The sequence below is a fragment of the Devosia limi DSM 17137 genome, from assembly GCF_900128975.1.
GTDB classification, from domain to species: domain Bacteria; phylum Pseudomonadota; class Alphaproteobacteria; order Rhizobiales; family Devosiaceae; genus Devosia; species Devosia limi.
Window position 1 is genome coordinate 260,228 of record NZ_FQVC01000005.1, and the last position, 21,707, is coordinate 281,934.

At 62.9% G+C, this 21,707-nt stretch carries 20 protein-coding genes and 1 tRNA gene; 11 read left to right on the forward strand and 10 right to left on the reverse strand.

Translation table 11 applies throughout. From position 1 onward, the window contains the following. Positions 1–29 precede the first annotated feature (29 nt). The 5 genes from BUA69_RS10430 to BUA69_RS10450 all read right to left on the reverse strand — a co-directional run bounded on the left by BUA69_RS10430 (position 30) and on the right by BUA69_RS10450 (position 2,613). Positions 30–494: an LptA/OstA family protein gene (locus BUA69_RS10430; RefSeq protein WP_052950790.1), complete on the reverse strand. Its 465-nt coding sequence runs from the start codon at positions 492–494 to the stop codon at positions 30–32. Further along, complete coding sequence (locus BUA69_RS10435; RefSeq protein WP_046137127.1) at positions 491–1,129, reverse strand: hypothetical protein; 639 nt, start codon at positions 1,127–1,129, stop codon at positions 491–493. The genes BUA69_RS10430 and BUA69_RS10435 overlap by 4 nt, the downstream gene beginning before the upstream one ends. A gap of 17 nt (positions 1,130–1,146) precedes the next feature. Then, positions 1,147–1,764 carry a ribonuclease D gene (locus BUA69_RS10440; RefSeq protein ID WP_046137297.1) on the reverse strand — a complete coding sequence of 206 codons (618 nt, stop codon included), beginning with the start codon at positions 1,762–1,764 and terminating at the stop codon, positions 1,147–1,149. 246 nt (positions 1,765–2,010) lie between these two features. Further along, positions 2,011–2,095 (reverse strand) — tRNA-Leu (locus tag BUA69_RS10445). 155 nt (positions 2,096–2,250) lie between these two features. Then, the gene (locus tag BUA69_RS10450; RefSeq protein ID WP_046137126.1) at positions 2,251–2,613 is read right to left on the reverse strand and encodes a GFA family protein; all 363 of its coding nucleotides are present in this window, start codon (positions 2,611–2,613) and stop codon (positions 2,251–2,253) included. A gap of 156 nt (positions 2,614–2,769) precedes the next feature. On the opposite strand from BUA69_RS10450, the gene BUA69_RS10455 reads away from it, so the two are divergent. From BUA69_RS10455 to BUA69_RS10475, 5 genes are all read left to right on the forward strand, one after another. After that, the gene (locus BUA69_RS10455) at positions 2,770–3,750 is read left to right on the forward strand and encodes a complex I NDUFA9 subunit family protein (RefSeq protein WP_046137125.1); all 981 of its coding nucleotides are present in this window, start codon (positions 2,770–2,772) and stop codon (positions 3,748–3,750) included. Between the two features lie 194 nt (positions 3,751–3,944). Next, positions 3,945–4,661, forward strand: coding sequence for a PadR family transcriptional regulator (locus BUA69_RS10460; RefSeq protein WP_052950789.1), 717 nt, complete (start codon positions 3,945–3,947; stop codon positions 4,659–4,661). A 126-nt stretch (positions 4,662–4,787) separates the two neighbouring features. Then, positions 4,788–7,718, forward strand: coding sequence for an FAD-binding and (Fe-S)-binding domain-containing protein (locus BUA69_RS10465; protein ID WP_052950788.1), 2,931 nt, complete (start codon positions 4,788–4,790; stop codon positions 7,716–7,718). Positions 7,719–7,826: 108 nt separating this feature from the next. Next, entirely contained in the window at positions 7,827–9,020 is a 1,194-nt protein-coding gene (locus BUA69_RS10470; protein ID WP_052950787.1) for a class I SAM-dependent RNA methyltransferase, read from the forward strand. Positions 9,021–9,151: 131 nt separating this feature from the next. Beyond that, positions 9,152–9,571: a hypothetical protein gene (locus tag BUA69_RS10475; protein WP_046137124.1), complete on the forward strand. Its 420-nt coding sequence runs from the start codon at positions 9,152–9,154 to the stop codon at positions 9,569–9,571. A 42-nt stretch (positions 9,572–9,613) separates the two neighbouring features. Here the strand turns inward: BUA69_RS10475 and BUA69_RS10480 are convergent, their stop codons facing one another. The 4 genes from BUA69_RS10480 to BUA69_RS10495 form a co-directional block, all read right to left on the reverse strand. Further along, the gene (locus BUA69_RS10480; protein WP_046137123.1) at positions 9,614–10,441 is read right to left on the reverse strand and encodes a sugar phosphate isomerase/epimerase family protein; all 828 of its coding nucleotides are present in this window, start codon (positions 10,439–10,441) and stop codon (positions 9,614–9,616) included. Positions 10,442–10,586: 145 nt separating this feature from the next. Beyond that, the gene (locus BUA69_RS10485; RefSeq protein ID WP_046137122.1) at positions 10,587–11,756 is read right to left on the reverse strand and encodes a dihydrodipicolinate synthase family protein; all 1,170 of its coding nucleotides are present in this window, start codon (positions 11,754–11,756) and stop codon (positions 10,587–10,589) included. 153 nt (positions 11,757–11,909) lie between these two features. Then, the gene (locus tag BUA69_RS10490) at positions 11,910–13,034 is read right to left on the reverse strand and encodes a Gfo/Idh/MocA family protein (protein ID WP_046137293.1); all 1,125 of its coding nucleotides are present in this window, start codon (positions 13,032–13,034) and stop codon (positions 11,910–11,912) included. A gap of 146 nt (positions 13,035–13,180) precedes the next feature. Then, positions 13,181–13,921: a sulfite exporter TauE/SafE family protein gene (locus BUA69_RS10495; protein WP_052950786.1), complete on the reverse strand. Its 741-nt coding sequence runs from the start codon at positions 13,919–13,921 to the stop codon at positions 13,181–13,183. A gap of 221 nt (positions 13,922–14,142) precedes the next feature. Between BUA69_RS10495 and BUA69_RS10500 the strand changes: the two genes are divergently transcribed. Genes BUA69_RS10500 through BUA69_RS10515 form a run of 4 tightly spaced genes read left to right on the forward strand, consistent with a single transcriptional unit; the run spans position 14,143 to position 17,961 of the window. Next, positions 14,143–15,177 carry a Bug family tripartite tricarboxylate transporter substrate binding protein gene (locus BUA69_RS10500; RefSeq protein WP_082093994.1) on the forward strand — a complete coding sequence of 345 codons (1,035 nt, stop codon included), beginning with the start codon at positions 14,143–14,145 and terminating at the stop codon, positions 15,175–15,177. A 60-nt stretch (positions 15,178–15,237) separates the two neighbouring features. Then, positions 15,238–15,783, forward strand: a complete 546-nt coding sequence (locus BUA69_RS10505) for a tripartite tricarboxylate transporter TctB family protein (protein WP_052950785.1) — start codon at positions 15,238–15,240, stop codon at positions 15,781–15,783. A 14-nt stretch (positions 15,784–15,797) separates the two neighbouring features. Continuing rightward, positions 15,798–17,318 (forward strand): tripartite tricarboxylate transporter permease, encoded by a 1,521-nt coding sequence (locus BUA69_RS10510; RefSeq protein ID WP_046137121.1) that lies wholly within the window; start codon positions 15,798–15,800, stop codon positions 17,316–17,318. After that, positions 17,272–17,961: a TetR/AcrR family transcriptional regulator gene (locus tag BUA69_RS10515; protein WP_052950784.1), complete on the forward strand. Its 690-nt coding sequence runs from the start codon at positions 17,272–17,274 to the stop codon at positions 17,959–17,961. The genes BUA69_RS10510 and BUA69_RS10515 overlap by 47 nt, the downstream gene beginning before the upstream one ends. 6 nt (positions 17,962–17,967) lie before the next feature. Here BUA69_RS10515 and BUA69_RS10520 read toward each other — a convergent pair whose 3' ends face one another. After that, entirely contained in the window at positions 17,968–18,894 is a 927-nt protein-coding gene (locus tag BUA69_RS10520) for a LysR family transcriptional regulator (protein ID WP_052950783.1), read from the reverse strand. A 492-nt stretch (positions 18,895–19,386) separates the two neighbouring features. On the opposite strand from BUA69_RS10520, the gene BUA69_RS10525 reads away from it, so the two are divergent. Together BUA69_RS10525 and BUA69_RS10530 are read left to right on the forward strand one after the other, a co-directional pair. Continuing rightward, positions 19,387–20,685: an ABC transporter substrate-binding protein gene (locus tag BUA69_RS10525; RefSeq protein ID WP_046137118.1), complete on the forward strand. Its 1,299-nt coding sequence runs from the start codon at positions 19,387–19,389 to the stop codon at positions 20,683–20,685. Between the two features lie 2 nt (positions 20,686–20,687). Beyond that, on the forward strand, positions 20,688–21,635 hold the full coding sequence (locus BUA69_RS10530; protein ID WP_046137117.1) for a carbohydrate ABC transporter permease: 948 nt from the start codon (positions 20,688–20,690) through the stop codon (positions 21,633–21,635). Positions 21,636–21,707: the final 72 nt, after the last annotated feature.

Consider the following 21,707-nt stretch of genomic DNA (forward strand, 5'->3'; position numbering starts at 1 on the left):
GTCGACCTTGGGTTTGGGCTGCGCGTCGGTCATTGCGAATTAAACACCCCGGTCACCCGGCCGCCGCTGCCGCCCGAAAAGGTCGAGACATTGGTTTTGAGGTTCACCACCAGCTCGGAGGCGCCAATGGTGCCGCTGGCATTGGTGACCATGACATTGCCGGTCAGCCGCAGCAATTGATCCCCGGGATTGAAGACGGCCTTCTCGCCGGTGGCATCCTGATCGGCAGTCTTCAGCCGGACATTGCCGCCGCTGGCTTCAAAACTCTCGATATCGGAGGGGCCGCCACTGCCATAGACCGCCACCACCTTTGGCGCCCAAACCGTGACAGTGGGGTGGGTGACGACCACATTGCCGGTAAACACTGCCGCCTGGGTGGTCTCGTCGACGGTGAAGAGGTCGGCTTTGATCTCGACCTTTTGCTGCGCCAGCGCGGGTGCGGCCGGCAGCAGCGCGGCGAGAAAAGCAAGCATGGGCAGCAGGCGTTGGGTCATGGATTGTCCGCTCCGGGCGTGGATGGCAGGGTGACGGTCGCGTTGGTAAATGTCCAGACCATAGCAGCGGCGTCATATGTCATGCCGACCGCTTCCAGTTCCGTGCCATCCGGATAATCGATCTTGACCGCGCCCTTGCTGGTCAGCCTTTGCGCCACCCAATCGAACACCGACTGGTAGAGCGTGCCGCTGATACCGGTGCTGTCCGCGATATGGGAAATTCCATCAACAATGACATTTTCATTGGTGGTGTCGAGCTTGGCGCTCCGTGCCTCGGCGTTGATCACAACGCCATTGGTGCGGGTCACCGTGAGCGCTGCCGCGTTCAGCTCGATGATGTCGCTGGTGGCAAGGCCAGCGCGGGCCGATTGGGCCCAGACGCGATAGGCCGAGCCGTCATCGAGCGTCCCGGCATATTCCGGGGCCTCGACGCTGATACTGTTATCGGAAACGGTGATCTGGCCGATACCGAACTGTCCGCTCAGGCTGGAGAGATAGATTTGCCCGGCCAGCACCGCCAGCACCAGCACCCCCAGCGCCGGCACGCCAATGCGCAGCAGACCCACGAACCGGTTGCGTTGCAACAGGCGCCGGTAGGTGGCATGGCGGTCGCTGGCGTGGGCGTGCTGGCTCATGACTGCCTGTGTCCGGTTCAGCTATGGGCGAAGATGTCGGTTTCGCCCCAGCCCAGCAAATCGAGCTCGCAGCGGGTCTTGAGGAAGTCGAAGCACTGCTGGGCCAGCTCGGTGCGGCCCTCCCGCTTCAGCATGCGGTCAAGGTGGCGCTTGAGATCGTGCAGATACAGCACGTCCGAGGCGGCATAGTCGAGCTGTGCATCGCTGAGCTTCTCGCTGCCCCAGTCCGAACTCTGCTGCTGCTTGCTGAGATCGACATTGAGCAATTCGCGCACGATATCCTTGAGGCCGTGGCGATCAGTATAGGTGCGCACCAGCTTGGAGGCGATCTTGGTGCAATAGATCGGGCCGGTGACCACGTCGAACCGGTTCTTCAGCACCGCAACGTCGAAACGCGCATAATGGAAAATCTTGGTGACGGCCGGGTCGGCCAGCAGTTTGGTCAGATTGGGCGCATCATTGCTGCCCTGGGCAATCTGGACGACGTCGGCACTGCCATCGCCGGGTGACAGCTGGATAACGCAGAGGCGATCCCGATGTGGGTCGAGGCCCATCGTTTCGGTATCGATTGCCACTTCGCGGCCGCCGTAATTGGAAAGATTGGGCAGATCACCACGGTGCAGTCTGATGGCCATGTTCTTCTCGGTGTTGGTGTTTGAACCGTGATGGCACAGCATCGGGGCATTGGAAAGGCGGCAGGTGCCCGCTGCCGCCAGGCAGCGGATCCCATGCGCAGGCATCCTTATGTGCGCGCCATGACCTTTGCCCAGGAAAAAGGGGCACTGTGCTGGGGGCTATGGAGAGTGTGGGTCTGCATCTCGGCAGATGGGGCCGGAAAAGCAGAACGCCGGCCCATGTGAATGGACCGGCGTTCTAATAAGTGGTGCCCAGAAGAAGACTCGAACTTCCACACCTTGCGGTACACGGACCTGAACCGTGCGCGTCTACCAATTCCGCCATCTGGGCAGGCGCGGTGTAACTAGGTCGACCGCCGCCCGATGTCAATGCGCTTTGTGGAGATTGCGCGCCAAGCCCTGTGGAAGAACATCGATTTGCGTTTCCCCGCGCCAGGGCAATGGCACGGAAAGTCTGCCAAACCCCAGTGATACTGGCGGTTCGCCTCAGAAATTGGCACCGTCCCAATGCCTGATGGTGCTGCGGTCGACCGGGGGCGCACCCTCCAGGCAATTGACGTTGATCATCACCAATTTGTTGCCCTTGCCGTCTTCGCCGCGCGCAAATGATTCGATACCGCAGGTTTTGCAGAACAGGTGGTCGATCTTTTCGGTGTTGAATCGATAGAGCGTCAGGTTGTCCTCACCGCTTGTGAGCGTGAAATTGCTGGCCGGCAGCGATTGCAGTATCCAGCCGACGCGGCGGCAGCGCGAACAATTGCAATCGCCCATGCTGTCCAGCGCGGTCACGGCGGTGTAACGCACCGCGCCGCAATGGCATTGTCCTTCATATGTCCTGGCATCAGACATTATCGGTCCTCCTAAATATCGAAATAGAACAAACAAAGAACATGCGCGGCGGAGAGTCAAGGCAATGCTGGCTAGCGTCACCCTCGACATGTCAGCGCTGCTTGGGCTAGAAGGCGGATAACCTTTGCCCACGCCGCCTGCTTGCTGGAGCCCGCCATGGAACGCCTGGATCAGAAACTTGTCACCGTATTCGGCGGGTCCGGCTTTGTCGGCACGCAAGTGGTGCAGGCGTTGGCTCGTGCCGGCCACCGGGTGCGTGTCGCCGTACGCCGGCCGGACCTGGCGGGTCACACCAAAACGCTGGGCGACGTTGGCCAGATCCTGCCCATTCAAGCCAATCTGCGCAACATGCCTTCCATCGAGCGCGCTGTTGCCGGTGCCGATATCGTCATCAATCTGGTTGGCATTGGCATCGAAGGGGGCGCGCAGCGTTTTTCAACCATCAATGAGAGTGGCGCCGGTTCCGTCGCCCGGGCTGCGCGTGCCGCAGGTGTCACGACCCTGGTGCATATGTCCGCCCTCGGGGCCGATACCACGACGGTCAGCGCCTATGCCCAGTCCAAGCTGGCCGGCGAAGCTGCGGTGTTTTCGGCTTTCCCCGAGGCGGTGGTGATCCGCCCGTCCATCCTGTTCGGTCAGGATGATACCTTCTTCAACCGCATGGGCATGATTGCCCGCATGCTGCCCTTCATGCCGGTGATTTCGGGCGACAGCAAATTCCAGCCCGCCTATGTCGGCGACGTTGCCGAGGCGTTTGCGCGGGCCGCTGCCGGCAAGGTCAAGACCGGCCGCATTTACGAGATCGGTGGCCCGGACGTCGAAACCCACAGGGCCCTGCTCGAACGCGTATTGCGTGAAGCTGATCGCAAGCGGCCGATGCTGGATCTGTCGCCTGGCCTGGCCAAGCTGCTGATTTTGCCTATCTCCATCCTGCCCAATCCCTTGCTGACCGCCGATCAGGTCGATCTGCTGGGCTGCGACAATGTCGTCTCCGAACTGGCGATCCGCGAAAAGCGCACCCTGGCGGCCTTCGATGTCGTCCCCACCTCGATGGATTCGATCCTGCCGAGCTATATGTGGCGTTTCCGCAAGCATGGTCAGTTCGACCGCCAGGCGCCCTACGGCAGCGCGGTCTGATCCTACCTATACCTGTTATTGAGACTGAGCCCGCGGAGATGATCCGCGGGCTTTGTCATTTTCACGCCCGTGCTGAGTAGCGGCGCGATCCCGGCATTCACCTGCCAAACTATTCCGTAAGATATATCTTGAATCCGGGCCGATGCGCGCCGATCTCTGTCTCAAGGGCGTTCAAGATATATCGGAGACCGATTATGGGACAGTATTTCAGAGACGGCGAACCCAATTGGCGGCGGCTTGAGGCGATGGCCCGGCGCGGTTGGGGACGCTTCGCCAACATGGCCGAAGACGGCGAGGGATTCTCCAATATGGGCGGTAATTTCCGTATCGGGCGCATGCTCGCCTCGGGTGATCTGCGGTTGGTCGCGCTCTATCTGATCGAGCAGCAGCCGCGTCATGGCTATGACCTGATCAAGGCCGTCGAGGAGCAATCCAAGGGGTTCTATTCGCCCAGTCCCGGCATCGTCTATCCGGCGCTGACTTTCCTCGAAGAGGCCGGCTACGTCACCTCGGCGGTCGATGGCAACAAAAAGCTCTATACCATCACCGATGAAGGCCGCGCGCACTTGGCCGACAATCGGGAAGCCATCGAATCGACCCTGGCCTTCCTCGCCAAGGCCGGCGAACAGGTGAACCGCTTCCGCGAATTTGCCCGTTCCGACTGGCCGTTCAACCGCGAGGGCGGCGAAGGCCCACGCGGTCACGGCCCCGGACATGGCGGTCGTGACCGCGACATTGCCGACGTGCTGCCTGAGGTCAACGATGCGCGGCGTGCGCTCAAGGCCGCTATTCGCAAGGCCAGCACTGGTGATGAAGCCACCCAGCGCCGCCTTGCCGAAATTCTGCGCACGGCCGCCGCCGATATCGACGCCATCGATACCGCCCGTAACGACGACGACATCGACGTCTAGTTGCAGTGGGTGCCCGGAAACGGGCGCCCGCTTTTCGTCTGTGGCCGCTTGCTCCGATCGAGGCGCAGGCGCCACTCGATGTAAATCTGATTGCCCGTCGACGAACTAACATGTTAGTTGTCGGCCATGCAGCAAGCTCCCGTCACGACTCTCGCCCCACCCCCATCCCAGCCGCTTGATCGCCAGGCGGCTGGCGAGCGCGTCGTTGCGCGACTCAAGGGTGTCATCGCCTCCAACAAAATGATGACCGACCCGCTGATGACCTATGCCTGGTCAGGCGACGCCTCGTCCTATCGACTGATTCCAGCGGCGGTCGTCTTCATCAATTCCGAGGACGACGTGCGCGCGGTCATGACGGCGGCACGGGCCGAACGGCTACCGATCACGTTCCGGGCAGCCGGCACATCGCTCTCGGGGCAAGCGGTGACCGATGGCGTACTGGCGGTGTTGGGCGATGGCTGGCGCAAGCTCTCGATCCATCCTGGTGCCGAGCAAATCACCCTGGGACCGGCCATCATCGTGGCCCATGCCAATACGGCACTCAAGCCGTTCAACAAGAAGCTTGGGCCAGATCCGGCGAGCCAGGCCACCTGCAAGATCGGCGGCGTGGTCAACAATAATTCGTCCGGCATGTGCTGCGGCGTTGCCTACAATACCTATCACACAATGGCCCGGCTGCGGATCGTGCTGGCCGACGGAACCATGCTCGATAGCGGCGATGCCGCGTCCTGCGCTGCCTTCCGTGCCAGCCATGCCGATCTGCTGGCAGCGCTGGCGGCACTGCACCATGAGGTCATGGAAGACGCCGACCTCGTCGCGCTGATCCGCCACAAATACCGCATCAAGAACACGGTGGGCTATTCGATCAATGCGCTGGTCGACTACCACGACCCGCTCGATATCCTGATCCACCTGATAGTCGGCTCCGAAGGCACGCTCGGCTTTGTTTCCGAGGTGACCTACAACACCATCCCCGAGCATCCGCACAAGGCAACGGCCCTGGTGCCGTTTCCCGACCCCTATGCCGCGGCCCGTGCCATCATCGAATTGTCCAATGGCGGTGTGCAGACCACTACAGGCGTAACCGCCGCCGAATATATCGAGCGCCGGGCGCTGGCGACGGTGGAGCATCTCGTGCCGCTGGCGCCGCTCCTGCCCTGGCTGACCGAAAGTTCGCCGGCCGTGCTGATCGACGTGGCGGCGCCGACGGCCGAGCAACTGGAAGAGGAGACCGCGCGGACGGTCGATATTCTCCGGCGCAATGGCGCTACCCATATCGATTTTTCCACCGACGAAGCGCGCAGCCACGCGCTTTGGGACGTGCGCAAGGGCTTCTTCACCTCGGGCGGTGCTGCGCGCCCCAAGGGCACTTCAATGCTCACCGAGGATGTGGCGGCCCCGATTGACCGGCTGGCAGAATTCGTCATCGACATGCGCGATCTGCTCGATCGTTATGGCTATGAGGATGCAATCATTTTCGGCCACGCCCTGGCCGGTAACCTGCACTTCCAGATGAGCGACGACTTCTCCGATCCCAAGGCGGCCGACAAGTTCGATCTGTTCAATCAAGAACTCTCGCAACTGGTTTCGGTGCGCTATGGTGGCTCGCTCAAGGCCGAACATGGCACGGGCCGCGCCATTGCGCCCTTTGTCGAGGCGGAATGGGGCAGCAAGGCCTATGCCCTGATGTACCGGATCAAGGAGCTGTTCGATCCCGAATATCTGCTCAATCCGGGGGTATTGCTCAATCGCGACGACAAGGTGCATGTCAAAAACCTCAAGGTCATGCCACTGGCCGATGACCTCGTCGACATGTGCATCGAATGCGGTTTCTGCGAACCGGCCTGCCCCAGCCACCAGATGACGCTGTCGCCGCGCCAGCGCATTGCCGTGACGCGCGAACGGGAACGGCTGCGGCGGAGCGGCGAGGATCCGGCGCGGCTCAAGCGGCTGGATGATGATTTCCAATATGCCGGGCTCGATACCTGCGCCGCCTGCAATCTCTGCTCGCTGCGTTGCCCGGTCGGCATTGAAACCGGCACCATGATTATCGGTCAAAGGACTGAGCGGCGTGGCGATTTTGCCCGTTCGGTGGCCGGCTTTGCCGCGCGCCATACCGGCGGTATCGAGGCGGCCATGCGGGCCGGCGTCGGCCTTGCCGATGTTGCCAAGTCGGTGGTGTCGGCGCCTCTTGTCGAGACCGTCACCGAGACGGCTCGCCGCATCAGCGGCAACCGAATTCCGCGTATTTACAAGGCCTTGAAGCCCGGTCCGGGGGCGCCAAAACTGCCGGAATCGCGTGATGATCCCAAGGCGAGCGGCTTTCCGGTGCCGATCGCTCTGTCCGGGCGGCAGCGGGTTGTCTACTTCCCCAGTTGCGCCACCCGCATGTTCGGGGCGCCTGAAACCGGGCATAACTTGCTGGCTGTACCGGCGGCTATGCTGGCTTTGCTGGCTCGTGCTGGTTTTGACGTGGTCATGCCCGACAATCTCGGTGGCCAATGCTGCGGACAGCCCTTCCAGTCCAAGGGTTTTCCCGAGGAAGCCGCCCGTGTCGGTGGGGCTCTCAACGCCCAATTGGCGACGCTTTCGGGCAATGGTGCTGCTTTGGTGCTGACAGATGCTTCAACCTGCGCCAAGCATCTCAAGGATTTCCCCGGCGCCGCCCCGGTGCTGGATTCCAGCGAGTTCCTGCTGCGTGAAATCCTGCCGCGCCTGACCATTACCCAGAAGCTGCCGGTGGTGGCCGTGCATCACAATTGCTCGGCGCAGCGCCTCAAGGAACAGCCGGCCACCGAAGCCATCGCCCGGGCCTGTGCCGACACGATTGCGGTGCTGTCTTCGGTGACCTGTTGTGGCTATGCCGGCGACAAGGGCCTGTTCGTGCCCGAACTCAATGAACACGCCACCCGCTTTGCCAAACAGGATATCCCCGCCGACTGCACGCTGGGGGTCTCGACGGTCTCGACCTGCGCTTCGGGCCTGTCGGAACATGCCGGCGTGCCGTTTGTCGGACTGGCGAGCCTCCTCGAATATGCGAGCCGCCCGCTGTCGTGATGCGTTTGGATAATCGCCCGCCGGTCATGCTGGGGGCGATTGTCGCGCATGGGGTGACCTCGGCGCACAAACCGGGTAGTGAACAGCCTCAGCAAGCCCCGGATATCCATGACCCTCACTGCCACCATCACCAGCCTCGGCCACAAGGGCGAGGGTGTCGCCGAAATCGACGGCCACAAGGTCTTCGTGCCGCTGGCCCTGCCCGGCGAGACCATCACGCTCGATGCCAATGGCGATCGCGGCACGCTGGTGTCGGTCCTGGCTCCTGCCGCCAATCGGGTTGAGCCGTTTTGCGCGCATTTCGGCGCCTGCGGTGGTTGTCAGCTCCAGCACCTGGATCGACCCAGCTACGAGGCGTTCAAGACCGGCCTGGTCGAAACGCCGCTGCATTTTGCCGGGATCGACACCAAGGTCTCCCGCTTTATCGATGGCGCCGGTGACGGCCGCCGGCGCGCGACGCTGCATGCCCGCGCCGAAGGCGCCGGCTATATGCGGCTGCGTAGCCATCAGGTCCATGATCTGGACGCGTGTCCCATTCTGGTGCCGGGTCTGGCCCGCGCGCCCGAAATCGCGCGCGCCGTACGGCAGGCGGTCGGCGATGCCGATGTCAGTTTCACCGCCAGCCTTTCGGGTCTGGATGTCGTGGTCCGTACCGAAAAAAAGGCCCGCGCCGACCGGCTGATGCCGCTGGTGGCGCGGTTCCGGCTGGCGCGGCTGGCACTCAATGGCGAAATGGTGCTGCAGGCGCAGCCGCCGATCATCGAAATGGGCCGCGCCCGGGTCGAACTGCCCATTGCCAGCTTTCTGCAGGCGACGGCAGCGGCCGAGCAGGTTCTGGCCGATTACGTCGTCAACGCCGTCGGCAAGGCCAAGACGGTGGCTGACCTGTTCTGTGGCATCGGCCCCTTCGCCCTGCGGCTGGCCGAGACCCGGCCGGTCTTTGCCGCCGATAGTGACAAGCCGGGCATTGCGGCGCTCGACAAGGCATGGCGCTTCACCAAGGGTATAAGGGAGATCACCGCCAAGCCGCGCGATCTGTTCCGCGACCCGCTGACCCGCTTCGAGCTGGATCCATTTGAAGCCGTGGTGCTCGATCCGCCGCGGGCCGGCGCGCAGGCCCAGTGCGAACAGCTCTCCATGTCCAAGGTCAAGACCATCGTCATGGTCGCCTGCGATGCCCGCACCTTCGCCCGCGATGCGGCAATTCTGGTCGGTGGCGGCTACAAGCTCAGCGATCTGATCGCGGTCGATCAGTTCACCCAATCCACCCATATCGAGATCGCCGGCACTTTCCGGCGCTGATCACATTGGCGCTCTGGCGCCGATCACGATTGCGGTCGCCGCGCAACCGATGCGCACAAAGCCGCGTTAGCCGGGTTCAACAATCAACAAAACGACTGCGTGGGGCGGGCGTTGTTGTGATCGGAGACTCCATGCTGTTCCTGAAGTTCGCCTTCGCTGCCGGCCTGCTCGTCACTGCGGCAGCCACGCCCGCCTTCGCTCAGGACGCTGCTGCCGCCCCCGAGGCGGCCGTGGCGGTCGATCCGAGCGGCACCTTTGTCGATGAGTACGGCACTTCCTTCCAGTTTTCGCTCTGTGGCGATGGAACGGACCTGTGTGGCGTGCTCACCAATCTCGAAGGTAACTCCGCCACCGAGGAAAACCTGGCCTTTGTCGGCAAACAGGTGATGCAGGCGACCCAGACTGCGGCCAATGAGTGGAAGGGGTCGCTGACTGCCGGTGGTATCAGCGCCGAGGCGACAGTGACCCAGGTTGGTCCCGATACCATCGAAATCCAGGGATGCCGCGCGGCGATCCTCTGCCAGACATTGGCCTATAATCGGGCCTCGTAATCGACATGGAGGATCCCGGGGGCTGGCCCCGGGGTCCCCATGTCAGCAGACGGTGGCAACGCGATCCTTGATCACCTGCAGCACCTCGTCGCCGGGACGTTTCCACCAATTGTCCTGGCTGAAGATCTCGACCTCCTGGGGGCCATGGAAGCCAGCGTCCTCGATCATCCGGCGGATGCCCTTGAGGTCGATCACCCCGTCGCCCATCATGCCGCGATCGAGCAGCATATCCCTGGTCGGCACCAGCCAGTCGCAGATGTGGTGGGCAAAAATCCGGTTCATGCGTCCGGCCCGGGCGATGGCGCGGGCCAGATAGGGGTCCCACCAGACGTGATAGACGTCGATGGCGACGCCGACGGTTTCGCCCAGATTTTCGCAGATATCGAGCGCCTGATCGATGGTGTTCACGCAGGCGCGGTCGGCCGCATACATCGGATGCAGCGGCTCAATGGCAATCTTGACGCCAGAGGCCCGGGCATGCGGCAGCATGGCGGCGATGCCGTCGCTCACCATCTGCCGGGTGCCAACGATATCCTTGCTGGAGCCGGGCAGGCCGCCCACCACCAGCACCAGGCAATCGGCATTGAGCGCCGCAGCCTCGTCGATGGCGCGCAGATTGTCGTCGATCTGGAGCTGCCGGCCGGCGGCGGTTTCAGCCGGGAACATGCCGCCCCGGCAGACCCCGGTGACCTGGATATTGTTGGCCTTGACGATACGGGCGGCCTCATTGAGCCCGATGGCAGCAATCTGGTCGCGCCACGGCGAGATGGCGGTAATGCCGGCGCGCAGGCACCCATCGACCGCCTCGGCAAAGCCCCAGACCTGGCGGGTCGTTGCGAGGTTGAGGGAAATCACTGTGTCCTGGCTCATCGACTTGGCCCTTCACTGCGCTGCGTCAAGTCTTCAGCGTCATTCCCGCGCAGGTGGGAATCCACTCCTGGGTTGGCGCAGGCGGAATGAAGAATGGATTCCCGCCGACGCGGGAATGACGTCGTGGTTGGGCTAGGATGGATGCTCATGCGCCCACTCCATGCACGGCGAGCACCGCGCTCATGCGCTTTGCCGCCAGATCGGGATCAGCCAGGACCCGGGCCTGGTCGGCCAGCCGGAACAATTCGGCCAGATGCTGCAGCGAGCGGGTCGATTGCTGGCCGCCGATCATGGTGAAATGGTCCTGCAACCCATTGAGATAGGCCAGGAACACCACGCCGGTTTTGTAGAATCGCGTCGGCGCGGCGAAGATATGCCGGCTGAGCGGCACGGTCGGCGCCAGCAGGTCGAAGAATTCGTTGTTGTTGCCCTTGCCCAGCGCCGCGAGAGCCGCCGAGGCTGCCGGTGCGATGGCATCGAAAATACCCAGCAGCGCATGCGAATAGCCCTGCTCGTCGCCGGCGATCAGTTCGGCATAGTTGAAGTCGTCGCCGGTATACATCTTGACCGAGGCGGGCAGGCGCCGGCGCATGGCGATCTCTTTTTCTGCCGACAGCAGCGAAATCTTGATGCCATCGACGTTTTTGGCGTTGGCGGCAATGACGTCGAGGCAGACATCCATGGCCGCGTCGTGGTCGATATTGCCCCAATAGCCCTGCAGCGCCGGATCGAACATTTCGCCGAGCCAGTGCATGATCACCGGCTGCTTCACCTGGCTGAGAATGCGGCCATAGACCCGCGCATAATCGTCGGGCGATTTGGCCGCCGCCGCCAGCGCGCGGCTGGCCATCAGGATGACCCGGCCGCCCTGCGCTTCGACAAACCCGACCTGCTCTTCATAGGCGGCAATAATGTCGTCGATGCTCACATCCGGGCCGGGCGTGAGATGATCGGTGCCCGCACCATAGGCGATCAGGGAGTCATCGCGGGTGCGGGCCTCGAGCTGCGAGCGGCGGATCAATTCCTGCGCATCGCTCCAGCTCAGGCCCATGCCGCGCTGTGCGGTGTCCATGGCCTCGGCGACGCCAAGACCGAGGTCCCAGAGGCGGTGGCGGAATTGCAGGGTCGTATCCCAATCGATCGCCGGGGTGAGCCAGGGATCATTATTGGCCAGCGGATCGGCAACCACATGCGCCGCCGCATAGGCGATGCGATTGAAGTCGGTTGCCTTGTGGCGAACGAAGGGAATCGGCGTGCCGGTCAGCGTGTAGGGCGTGATGGATCGGTCGGCATTGGGTAGGTTGATGATGGTCATGGTGACTTCCCCGAAGTCTCAACGAACTGGATGTCACCCCGGCGCAGGCCGGGGTCCATGCTGTGTTCCCTCCCAAAGCCGGATGTCGCTGCTGGTCTTCAGCATGGATTCCGGCCTGCGCTGGAATGACATCGTGGATGGGAGGGCAGGTGACTAGAATTCCAGCTTCGGCACGTCGAGCCAGCGGCGCTCGGCCCAGCTCTTGAGGCCGAGTTCGGCCAGCTGCACGCCCTTGGCGCCGGCCTCGAGGCCATAATCCCAGGGCGCGTCTTCGGCGACGTGGCGGAGGAACATTTCCCACTGCGCCTTGAAGCCATTCTGGGCCGGCCAGTTATCCGGCACTTCTTCCCAATCGGCAAAGAAGTTCATGGTCTGGGGCTGGTCGGGATTCCATACCGGCTTGGGCGTATTGACGCGATGCTGGCTCCAGCATTTATGCAGGCCCGCAACCGCCGAGCCATGGGTGCCATCGACATGGAAGGTCACCAGGTCATCGCGGCGGACGCGGGTGGTCCAGCTCGAATTGATCTGGGCGATCACGCCGCCTTCGAGCTCGAAGGTTGCATAGGCCGCATCGTCGGTATCGGCCTTGTAACGATTGCCCTTTTCGTCGACGCGCTCGGGAATATGGGTGGCGCCGAGGCAGGAGACGGCCTTGACCTCGCCGAAGAGATTGTCCAGCACATAGCGCCAATGGCACAGCATATCGAGAATGATGCCGCCGCCATCGGCCTTGCGATAGTTCCAGCTTGGGCGCTGCGCCTTCTGCCAGTCGCCCTCGAATACCCAATAGCCGAACTCGCCGCGGACCGAGAGGATGTCGCCGAAAAAGCCGCTGTCGCGCAGCATTTTCAACTTCATCAGCCCCGGCAGGAACAGCTTGTCCTGCACGACGCCATGCTTGAGGCCCGAAGCGCGGGCGGTCCTGGCCAGGTTGACGGCGATATCGAGCGAGTCCGAGGTCGGCTTTTCGCAATAGACATGCTTGCCGGCGGCCAGCGCCTTTTCGATCAGGCCAGCGCGCATCAGTGTGGTGCCGGCATCGAAGAACACGCTGTCATCGGGATTGGCAAGGGCCGCGTCGAGATCGCTGCTCCAGCGGGCGATATTGTGCTGCTTGGCCAGCCGCTCGATCTTGTCGGCGTCGCGGCCAACAATGATCGGGTCGACGATCAGCCGGTCGCCATTGCTGAGCGCAATGCCACCCTGATCGCGGATGGCCAGGATCGAGCGCACCAGGTGCTGGTTGTAACCCATGCGCCCGGTTACCCCGTGCATGATCAATCCAAGTCGTTGTTCTGCCAAAGTAAAATCCTCCCGATGCCCGCCTGGCGGTGTAACTGATTAGTTACTTAGGTACACGCAGCTTGGGGAGGTCGTCAAGCGGGCTGCAGCGCGGGCTGCTCGTTCTTTGGTTCTAGTGGCTAGAGGCCGAGCACCATCTTGAGCCCGATCAGCCCGAGAAAGACCAGGATCATCCGGTCAAACGCCTTGCGGCTGAGCTTGCCGGCCAGCCTCTGGCCCAGCGGCATGAAGATCAGGATCGGCACCAGCGCGATCACGCCCTGCAGCATCCATTCCGGCTGCATCACCCCGGCGGCAATCAGGGCGGGGACCTGCACCGTGGCAAACAGCAGGAACATCGCCGAGACCGCAAACACATGGGCGCCGCGATCCAGCGCCATGGCGTGGATGAAGGTGACCCCGATCGGCGCGGAAATGCCGGTAGCCCCCTGCAATATGCCAGCCCCGGTGCCGGCAATCGGCCCGAATCGCTTGGCGGCATCGAGGCCGAGCGACCAATGCGGCGCCAGCAGCCGCAGCACCACATAGGCGAGCAGAATGATCCCCAGGGCCAGCACCAGCACCTGCTCGGGCATTGTGGTCAGCAACCATGTTCCCGTGGCAATGCCAATGGCGCCGCCCACGAGGAACAGCGGCATGAACGCCAGGTGCGGTGATCGCGCTTCGGCGCGAAAGCGCCAGACCTGCCACGCATTGGTCAGGATCAGCGGGATGGTCATCATCCCCACGGCATGTTGTAGTCCGAACGCCGCAGTCAGCACCGGCAAGGCGATCAATGGCAGGCCCATGCCGGTCGCGCCCTTGACGACCGCGCCTGCCGCCAGGGCCGCTGCCATAATCAATGCTGCATTCAGGTCCATCGCGCCCATCCCAATTGCTAACCAGACGGTTCAACCGATAGCGGGCGCGCGCCAGTTTGTCATCCACGACCCGGAAAAGGCGCGGAAAAGGTGCGTTCGACACCAGTCACATATCTAACTGTCCGGTTACTTAATGGTTGACAGCGGGAAATGACGCCCGCAGTCTATGGCAGGGCCAATAACAAATAATCGGTCCCACAACACATCGAGGGAGGATCAAGATGAATCGTGGATTGCGGTTTGTCCTGGCATGCGGCGCGTCGGCGCTCATGCTTGGCACGTCTTTGAGTATCGCGCAGGAATGGAAGCCGGACCGGCCGATCAACCTTATCGTGCCATGGGGCGCCGGCGGCTCCACCGACCAGGTGACCCGCGTCACCGCGCCGATCCTGGCCGAAGCGCTGGGCGTCGATGTCGTGGTGGTCAACCAGCCCGGCGCCTCGGGCGCCATCGGCACCCAGGAAGTGCTCAACAAGGAGCGCGACGGCTATACCTGGACGGCCAATGCCATCGCCAACAACGCCACCTATTCGGTGACCGGGCTCCTCGAAGACACCGATATCGACGACTGGCATATCTACCTGTCGGTCGCCAACGTGCCGGTGGTCAGCGTGCCCGCCGACAGCGAGTTCACCGATTTCGGCCAGTTGCTCGAGGCGCTCAAGACCCGCGGTCCCGAGATCACCATCGCCACGGCCGGGATCACCTCTTCGGGCGGCACGGCGATCGCGGCGCTCGCCGACGAAGCCGATTTTGACTACAACATGATCACCTATGACGGCGGCGGCCCCGCTGCGATTGCCACCGCCTCGGGCGAAGCCATGGCCACCACCCAGCTCGCTGTCGAGCAGACCGAGCTGATCCGCGGTGGCCGCCTCAAGGCGCTGGCCGTGCTGTCCGACCAGCCGCTGCTGCTCGATGGTGTCGATCCGATCCCCCCGATCACTGACTGGTTGCCCGATATGGAACTGGCGCCGGACTATTTCGGCATCTTCATCCCAACCGGCGTGCCCGACGAAGTCGTCGCGACGCTTGACGCCATCTGGGCCGACAAGGTCGCCAATTCCGAGGCGCTCAAGACCTATGCCGAGACCTTCGGCGCGGTGTTCGCCCCCTCCCATGGCGCCAAGGCCCGCGAACTGGCCATGCCCGTGGTGATCCTGGAGGCCTGCTCCTCGGTCGAACGCGGCGAGGCGGTCAATGACCCCTCAACCATCGGCATCGACTGCGCCAGCCGCACCGAAATGGGTAAGTAGCACATCTTCCCGGCCCGGCGGAACGCGCGCCGGGCCGGCTTCTGCGAATTTGGACCGATCATGACCTCTTCCGAAAATGCCGGCGCAGAGCCCGATGAAGGGCCAAGCCCGGCGATGACCCGCGCCGACCTGCTGATGGCCATTGTCTTCATCATCCTGTCGGCCGCTGTGCTTTATGGCTCCTGGACCATGGATCGTCTGGAGGTGCGCCGCATCCATCCGATGACCGTGCCCGGTTTGGTGCCTGGCATGCTGGGGGCCGCCCTGTTGGTCTGCGGCATCGTGTTGGCAATCCGCTCATTGCGCCTGCCGGCCCCCAATGGCTGGGCCGATCTGGCCGCGGCCATCACCTCGGGGGCTGCCGGGCGGGCCGCCGCCGTGCTGGCCCTCGCCCTTGTCTATACGCTGGTACTGGTTGGGCGGGTGCCGTTCTGGCTGGCCACGGGTCTGTTCGTTTTTGCCTTCATCCTGCTGTTCGAGGTGTGGCTGGCCACGCCCCGCCGCGCTCTGCGGCAGTCATTGCCCTGGGCTATCGGCCTGGCAATCGCCACTGCGGGCATCGTCACTTTCGTATTCGAACGCGCCTTCCTGGTGCGACTGCCATGATGGGGGCCTGAGCCATGCTGGACGGACTGGGCATGCTGCTGGGCGGCATCACGCATTTTCTCACGCCACTCTCCCTGTTCAACATCGTCTGGGCGACCTTGCTCGGCATCGTCATTGGCGCGCTTCCCGGCTTGACCGCCACCATGGGGGTCGCCCTGCTGGTGACCCTGACCTACAAGATGGCGCCCGATCAGGCGATCCTGTGCCTGATGTGCATCTATTCGGGGGCGATCTATGGGGGAAGCCGCACGGCGATCCTGCTGGCCATTCCCGGCACGCCCGCCAGCGCGGCGACGACGCTGGATGGTCACCCGCTGGCCCTGCAGGGCAAGGCTGGTCTGGCCATGGGGCTGGCCACCACGTCTTCGGCGCTGGGCACCATTGTCGGTATCGTTGCCCTGGCCCTGATTGCGCCGCTGCTGGCCGAAGCCGCACTCAAGTTTGGCTCCTATGAGTTCTTCTGGCTGGCGCTGTTCGGGGTGGTCATCTCCGGCAAGCTCACGGCCATCGATGACCCGCTCAAGGGCTATATCGCGGGCATACTGGGCTTGATGGTCGCCATGGTGGGCATGGAAACGCTGCACGCGCATCAGCGCTTCACCTTTGGCATCACGGCCCTGGGCGGCGGGGTAGATCTCATCCCCGCCATGGTCGGCGCATTTGGGCTGGCCGAAATTCTGGGCGTGATGAAGCGCTCGGCGCAGGCGCGCATCGTGTCGTCCAGCGATCGCGTCGTTCCCAGGCTCGGCGAAGTTCTCAAATACTGGAAAACCACCCTGCGCTCGGGCCTGATCGGCACCTTTGTCGGCATCGTGCCGGGGGTTGGCGAGGATGTTGGCGCCTGGGCGTCCTATGCCGCGGCCAAGCGCTCCAGCAAGGAAGCCCATCTGTTTGGCAAGGGCAGCCAGGAAGGCCTGATCGCTGCCGAGACGGGCAATTCTGCGGTGGTTCCCGGAGCCATGATCCCCACTTTGACCCTGGCGCTGCCGGGCTCGGCCGCTGCGGCCGTGCTGATCGCAGCCATGTTCATCCATGGCATAAGGCCGGGGCCGTTGCTGATGACCGAAAGCCCCGATGTTCTCTACCAGATCGTTGCCATCCTGCTGTTCTCCACCCTGGCTATTCTGGTTTTCGGCCTGACCTTGACGCGTCCCCTGCTCAAGGTGCTGGCCGTGCCCCGCGAGCGGTTGATGGCGGTGGTCTATGTGCTGTGCGTGGTCGGCTCATTTGCCATCACCCAGCGCATGTTCGATGTCTATGTCATGGTCGGCTTTGGCGTTGTGGGCTTCATCCTGCGCGAAATGCGCTATCCCATGGCGCCGCTGGTTCTGGGTATCATCCTGGGTGACCTGCTCGACCTGAACCTGCGCCGTGGGCTGCTGCTGACCAATGGCGATCCCAGCCCGTTCTTTACCCGCCCGATCAGCGCTGTTATCTGCTTGATCATCGTGCTCACCATCCTCATGTCCATTCCGGCGGTATCCAAGCGTGTCAGAGCCTTCTTCACCCGCGCCGGTGGCGCCAGCTCCGCCTAAGGAGCCGGGCGCGCCCAAGCGCACGCGCAATTCTGCAAGAACCAAGGCAGCCATCCTTGCCTCGGGGCGGGAGGAATTTGCGGCGCGTGGATTTGAAGGCGCGCGGGTCGATGCCATTGCCGATCGGGCCGGGGCCAATAAGCGCCTGCTCTACCATTACTTCGGCAACAAGGAAGAGCTGTACCGCGCCGTGCTGCTCGATGCCTATCAGGAGATCCGCCGCGGCGAGCGCGCGCTGAGCCTTGATCAATATGATCCGGCGCAGGCGATGGACCGTCTGGTGCGCTTCACCTTCCGGCATTTCCTCGCCAATCCATGGTTTCCGCGCCTGCTGGGCACCGAGAATATCGAGAATGCCCGCTTCCTCAAGACCATGCCCGATATCAAGGCGCTGCATTCGCCGCTGGTCGGCCAGATCGCGGCGATCATCGAGCGCGGCAATAGCGCCGGGATCTTCCGCCGGGATGTCGACCCGGTGCAGCTCTATATTTCCATCGCTGCCCTGGGCTTTTTCTACGTGTCCAATACCGCCACGCTGTCGGTGATCTTCGAGCGCGACCTGACCAGCATGGCCATGGTGCAGGAGCGCGAGGCGCACGCCGTGCAGATGGTGCTGGACTACCTCAAGACCCGCGAGGGCTGAGCCGTCCTACCGGGAAGGTGGCGGCAGGATCGCCGCCGCGGCCGCCCGGAGCCGCTCGATCAACTGGGTGACGCGTGGCTCGTCGGATCGCTCCGTTAGCGTATAGATGCCGATCATGCTCTGCCGCGTCGGCTCGGTGACAGTGACTTCGCGCAGCCCGCGCCGGGTGAATTCGCTGGCCATCACCTCGGTATGGCCCAGCACGGCATCGGTCTCGCCGACATAGTCGAGGCAGGCCGCCAGTGAGTTGGATGCGAAGGCAAATTTGGTCTGGTCGAACACCGAGTTGACGGCCCCCGTTCGGCTCCAGTCCTCGAAGAACCGCTGGTGGCGGCTTTCCGGCGGCGAACTGGTCACCGCCGGATAGGCTTCGATTTCGGCAATGCTGCGCGGCGCATCCAGCAAGGGGTGGCCCGCACGCACGAAGTAACTCTGTCCGACCCGGGCCAGCGCAATGAAATGGGTGCCGGTGCGCCGGTTCAGGCCCTCGATCTCGTGCGCGACGAACAGCGAGATGTCGCCGGAGAGCAATTGGTCCATGCAGCGCAATTGATTGCCGAGATGGACATGGATGGGGGCATTGGGAAAAGCCCGGCCATAATCCACCATCATGTCCTTGATGAACAGCGTCCACCACGAATAGCCGCTGCCGATGCTCAAGCCCTGCTCTGCCTTGGCGCGCTGGTTCTCGATACTGCTCAGCGTATTGTCGTAGAGCCGCCGCATCAGCCTGGCGTTTTCATAAAGCGTCTCGCCATAGCGCGTCAGGCTGATGCCGCGCGACGACCGGGTCAGCAATTGCACCCCCAGGGTCTCCTCGAGCTTGCGCATGTTGAAGGTCAGGGTCGGCTGGGTGACGAAGAGTGCGGTCGCCGCGCCGCTGATCGTGCCCGCCTCGGCCACGGCCAGAAACTGATTGAGCAGTTTGTCCAAGATGGTCCTCCCGATCCAGCCATAGATTGTATCTATATTATGCAGCTCATTTCGTATTTTTCTTCTGTTCTGAAATCAGCTTCACTCCGCGTGGGCAAACGGCCGTTCAGTGCCGCCCGGAGGACTATGTGATGGCCGCTGCCGACGCCTGATCGCGGTGCGCCAGTCAGCCCCGGCAACGATACCGGTGCGCCGCCATCACTTCGGGGGGAGTTCAGGGCAAGGTCATTTCCACGCCATAATTCCTCTGTTAGCGTTCTTCCATACAAGATTGTTGTTGACCTTGCATCTTGTATGGTAAGCGTAACTGGATGGTTATATGTTCGGCTTTGCAGCGAGGAATTAGCCCAGATACGGGCGTATCCAGACAATTGACAACGATACAGAACTGAACAATTTTGTAACCAGTTGGTTATTTAGTGACGGGGAGGTCGCTGAATGACAATCCGCTCCGGCGCAGTCGGGCGGCAGCTATTCATGGGAGGAAAACACATGACAATCCGTATCGACCGCCGTCATTTCCTGATGGGAAGCACGGCGCTGCTGGCCGCCGGCGCGGCTGGCGCAATGCCCGCCTGGGCCCAGGACACGCGCATGCGCCTGTTCTTCTGGGGCGGCCAGGACCGTGCCGATCGCACCTATGGGGTCAGCGATCTCTATGCCGCCGGCAATCCGGGCGTCGCCATCGACGGCGAAGTGCTGCCCTGGGGGGATTACTGGCCCAAGCTGGCCACCCAGACCGCCGGTGGCAATGCGCCCGATATCATCCAGATGGATTACCGTTTCATCGTTGAATACGCCAAGCGCAATGCCATTGCCCCACTCGATGACTTTGTCGGCGGCACCCTGACCCTCGACGATTTCGACGCTGACCAGCTCGAAGGCGGCAAGGTCGACGGCAAGCTCTACGGCATCAGCCTGGGCGCCAATTCGGTGGCCATGATGGTCAATACCGCAGCGTTCGAGGAAGCCGGGGTCGAGCCGCCGAACCGCGACACCACCTATGACGACCTGCGCGCCATGGGCGAAGCCTTCAAATCGGCCAATATCCGTGGCGGCATGAAGGTCATCGCCGACGGTTCGGGGACCGAGCCGATGCTGGACAACTGGATTCGCCAGCGCGGCAAGTCGCTCTATACGCCAGAAGGCAAGCTCGGCCTCGATGCCGACGACATGACCGAATGGTTCCAGCTCTGGGCCGGCATGCGCGCCGACGGCATCTGCGTCGATGCCGAAACCCAGGCGCTCGACACCAATGGCCCGCTTGAAAACACCATGATTGCCCTGGGCAAGGCGGCGATGATCCCGTCCAACTCCAACCAGCTGGTGGCCCATCAGGCGATCAACAAGGATCCGCTGACCGTTTCCAGCTATCCGCGCATTGCTGCCGGTGTCGGCGGTGGCCACTATCGCAAGCCCTCGATGTTCTTCTCCATCGGCGGTTCGGGTGCCAACAAGGAAGCGGCGGCATCGTTCATCAGCTTCTTCGTCAACAATCCCGATGCCGGCAAGATCCTGGGCGTCGAGCGCGGCATTCCCTGCTCGGCCGCCGTGCGTGAGGCCATTGCCCCCACGCTGGACGACAAGAGCCAGGTCGCGCTCGATTTCGTCGCCAATCTCGGCGACCTGCTTGGCCCGCTGCCGGCATCCCCGCCGGCCGCAGCCGGCGAGATCGACGTATCGCTGCTGCGCACCATGAGCCAGGAAGTTGCCTTCGGCGCCCGTACGCCCGAAGACGCCGGCCCGGCCTTTGTGCAGGGCGCTACGGAAATTCTCGAACGGGCTTCGTAACCATGACCGCGCGCTCCCTTGCAACCGGCGCTTCCTCAGGGGAGCGCGCGGCCTCGCCTTCAGTCTGGTCCCGCATCTGGCAGAATGATGCCCCGGGCTATCTGTTCCTGCTGCCCTGGTTCATCGGCTTTCTCGGCCTGACCATCGGCCCGATCCTGACCTCGCTCTATCTGAGCTTTACCCATTTCGACCTGCTGACCGCCCCGCGCTGGGCCGGTGCGGACAATTATGTCCGCATGTTCACCAATGACGCCAAGTTCTTCGCCTCGATGCGGGTAACGGTGTTCTTCGTCATCTTCTCGGTGCCGCTCAAGCTGGCTTTCGCACTCGCCGTGGCGCTGCTGCTCAATCGCGGCATGCGCGGTCTGCCGCTCTATCGCGCGCTGTTCTATTTACCGTCCCTGCTGGGGGCGAGCGTTGCCATCGCCATTCTCTGGCGCCAGATCTTTGCCGGCGACGGGCTGGTCAATCAGGTGCTGGCTCTGTTCGGCATCCAGGGCCCAAGCTGGATTTCCAATCCCAATACCTCGCTGTGGACGCTGATCTTCCTCAGCATCTGGCAGTTCGGCTCGCCGATGATCATCTTTCTCGCCGGGCTGCGCCAGATTCCCCAGGACATGTACGAGGCGGCGAGCCTTGATGGCGCCGGTCGGTGGCGCCAGTTCTGGAAGATCACCCTGCCGCTGCTGACCCCGGTCGTGTTCTTCAACGCCATCATCCAGACCATCGAAGCCTTCAAGAGCTTCACCCCCGCCTTCATCATCTCGGGCGGCACCGGCAATCCGATCAATTCGACGCTGTTTTATACGCTCTACCTCTATCAGGAAGCCTTCGGCTATTTCCGCATGGGCTATGCCTCGGCGCTGGCCTGGGTGCTGCTGGCCATTGTCGGCCTGTTCACCGCCTTCTCCTTCCTGACCAGCAAGTATTGGGTGCATTATGACGATTGAACCCATGCGCCTGACCGTCGTCACCGAGACCAATTCGGCCAAGCGCCTGCGCAAGCGCATCTTCTCGGTCGT

Excerpts from the sequence above, each read along its gene's own strand:
- BUA69_RS10430 (WP_052950790.1), bottom strand. The coding sequence starts at position 494 with ATGACCCAACGCCTGCTGCCCATGCTTGCTTTTCTCGCCGCGCTGCTG.
- BUA69_RS10435 (WP_046137127.1), bottom strand. The coding sequence starts at position 1,129 with ATGAGCCAGCACGCCCACGCCAGCGACCGCCATGCCACCTACCGGCGC.
- BUA69_RS10440 (WP_046137297.1), bottom strand. The coding sequence starts at position 1,764 with ATGGCCATCAGACTGCACCGTGGTGATCTGCCCAATCTTTCCAATTAC.
- BUA69_RS10450 (WP_046137126.1), bottom strand. The coding sequence starts at position 2,613 with ATGTCTGATGCCAGGACATATGAAGGACAATGCCATTGCGGCGCGGTG.
- BUA69_RS10455 (WP_046137125.1), top strand. The coding sequence starts at position 2,770 with ATGGAACGCCTGGATCAGAAACTTGTCACCGTATTCGGCGGGTCCGGC.
- BUA69_RS10460 (WP_052950789.1), top strand. The coding sequence starts at position 3,945 with ATGGGACAGTATTTCAGAGACGGCGAACCCAATTGGCGGCGGCTTGAG.
- BUA69_RS10465 (WP_052950788.1), top strand. The coding sequence starts at position 4,788 with ATGCAGCAAGCTCCCGTCACGACTCTCGCCCCACCCCCATCCCAGCCG.
- BUA69_RS10470 (WP_052950787.1), top strand. The coding sequence starts at position 7,827 with ATGACCCTCACTGCCACCATCACCAGCCTCGGCCACAAGGGCGAGGGT.
- BUA69_RS10475 (WP_046137124.1), top strand. The coding sequence starts at position 9,152 with ATGCTGTTCCTGAAGTTCGCCTTCGCTGCCGGCCTGCTCGTCACTGCG.
- BUA69_RS10480 (WP_046137123.1), bottom strand. The coding sequence starts at position 10,441 with ATGAGCCAGGACACAGTGATTTCCCTCAACCTCGCAACGACCCGCCAG.
- BUA69_RS10485 (WP_046137122.1), bottom strand. The coding sequence starts at position 11,756 with ATGACCATCATCAACCTACCCAATGCCGACCGATCCATCACGCCCTAC.
- BUA69_RS10490 (WP_046137293.1), bottom strand. The coding sequence starts at position 13,034 with ATGCACGGGGTAACCGGGCGCATGGGTTACAACCAGCACCTGGTGCGC.
- BUA69_RS10495 (WP_052950786.1), bottom strand. The coding sequence starts at position 13,921 with ATGGACCTGAATGCAGCATTGATTATGGCAGCGGCCCTGGCGGCAGGC.
- BUA69_RS10500 (WP_082093994.1), top strand. The coding sequence starts at position 14,143 with ATGAATCGTGGATTGCGGTTTGTCCTGGCATGCGGCGCGTCGGCGCTC.
- BUA69_RS10505 (WP_052950785.1), top strand. The coding sequence starts at position 15,238 with ATGACCTCTTCCGAAAATGCCGGCGCAGAGCCCGATGAAGGGCCAAGC.
- BUA69_RS10510 (WP_046137121.1), top strand. The coding sequence starts at position 15,798 with ATGCTGGACGGACTGGGCATGCTGCTGGGCGGCATCACGCATTTTCTC.
- BUA69_RS10525 (WP_046137118.1), top strand. The coding sequence starts at position 19,387 with ATGACAATCCGTATCGACCGCCGTCATTTCCTGATGGGAAGCACGGCG.
- BUA69_RS10530 (WP_046137117.1), top strand. The coding sequence starts at position 20,688 with ATGACCGCGCGCTCCCTTGCAACCGGCGCTTCCTCAGGGGAGCGCGCG.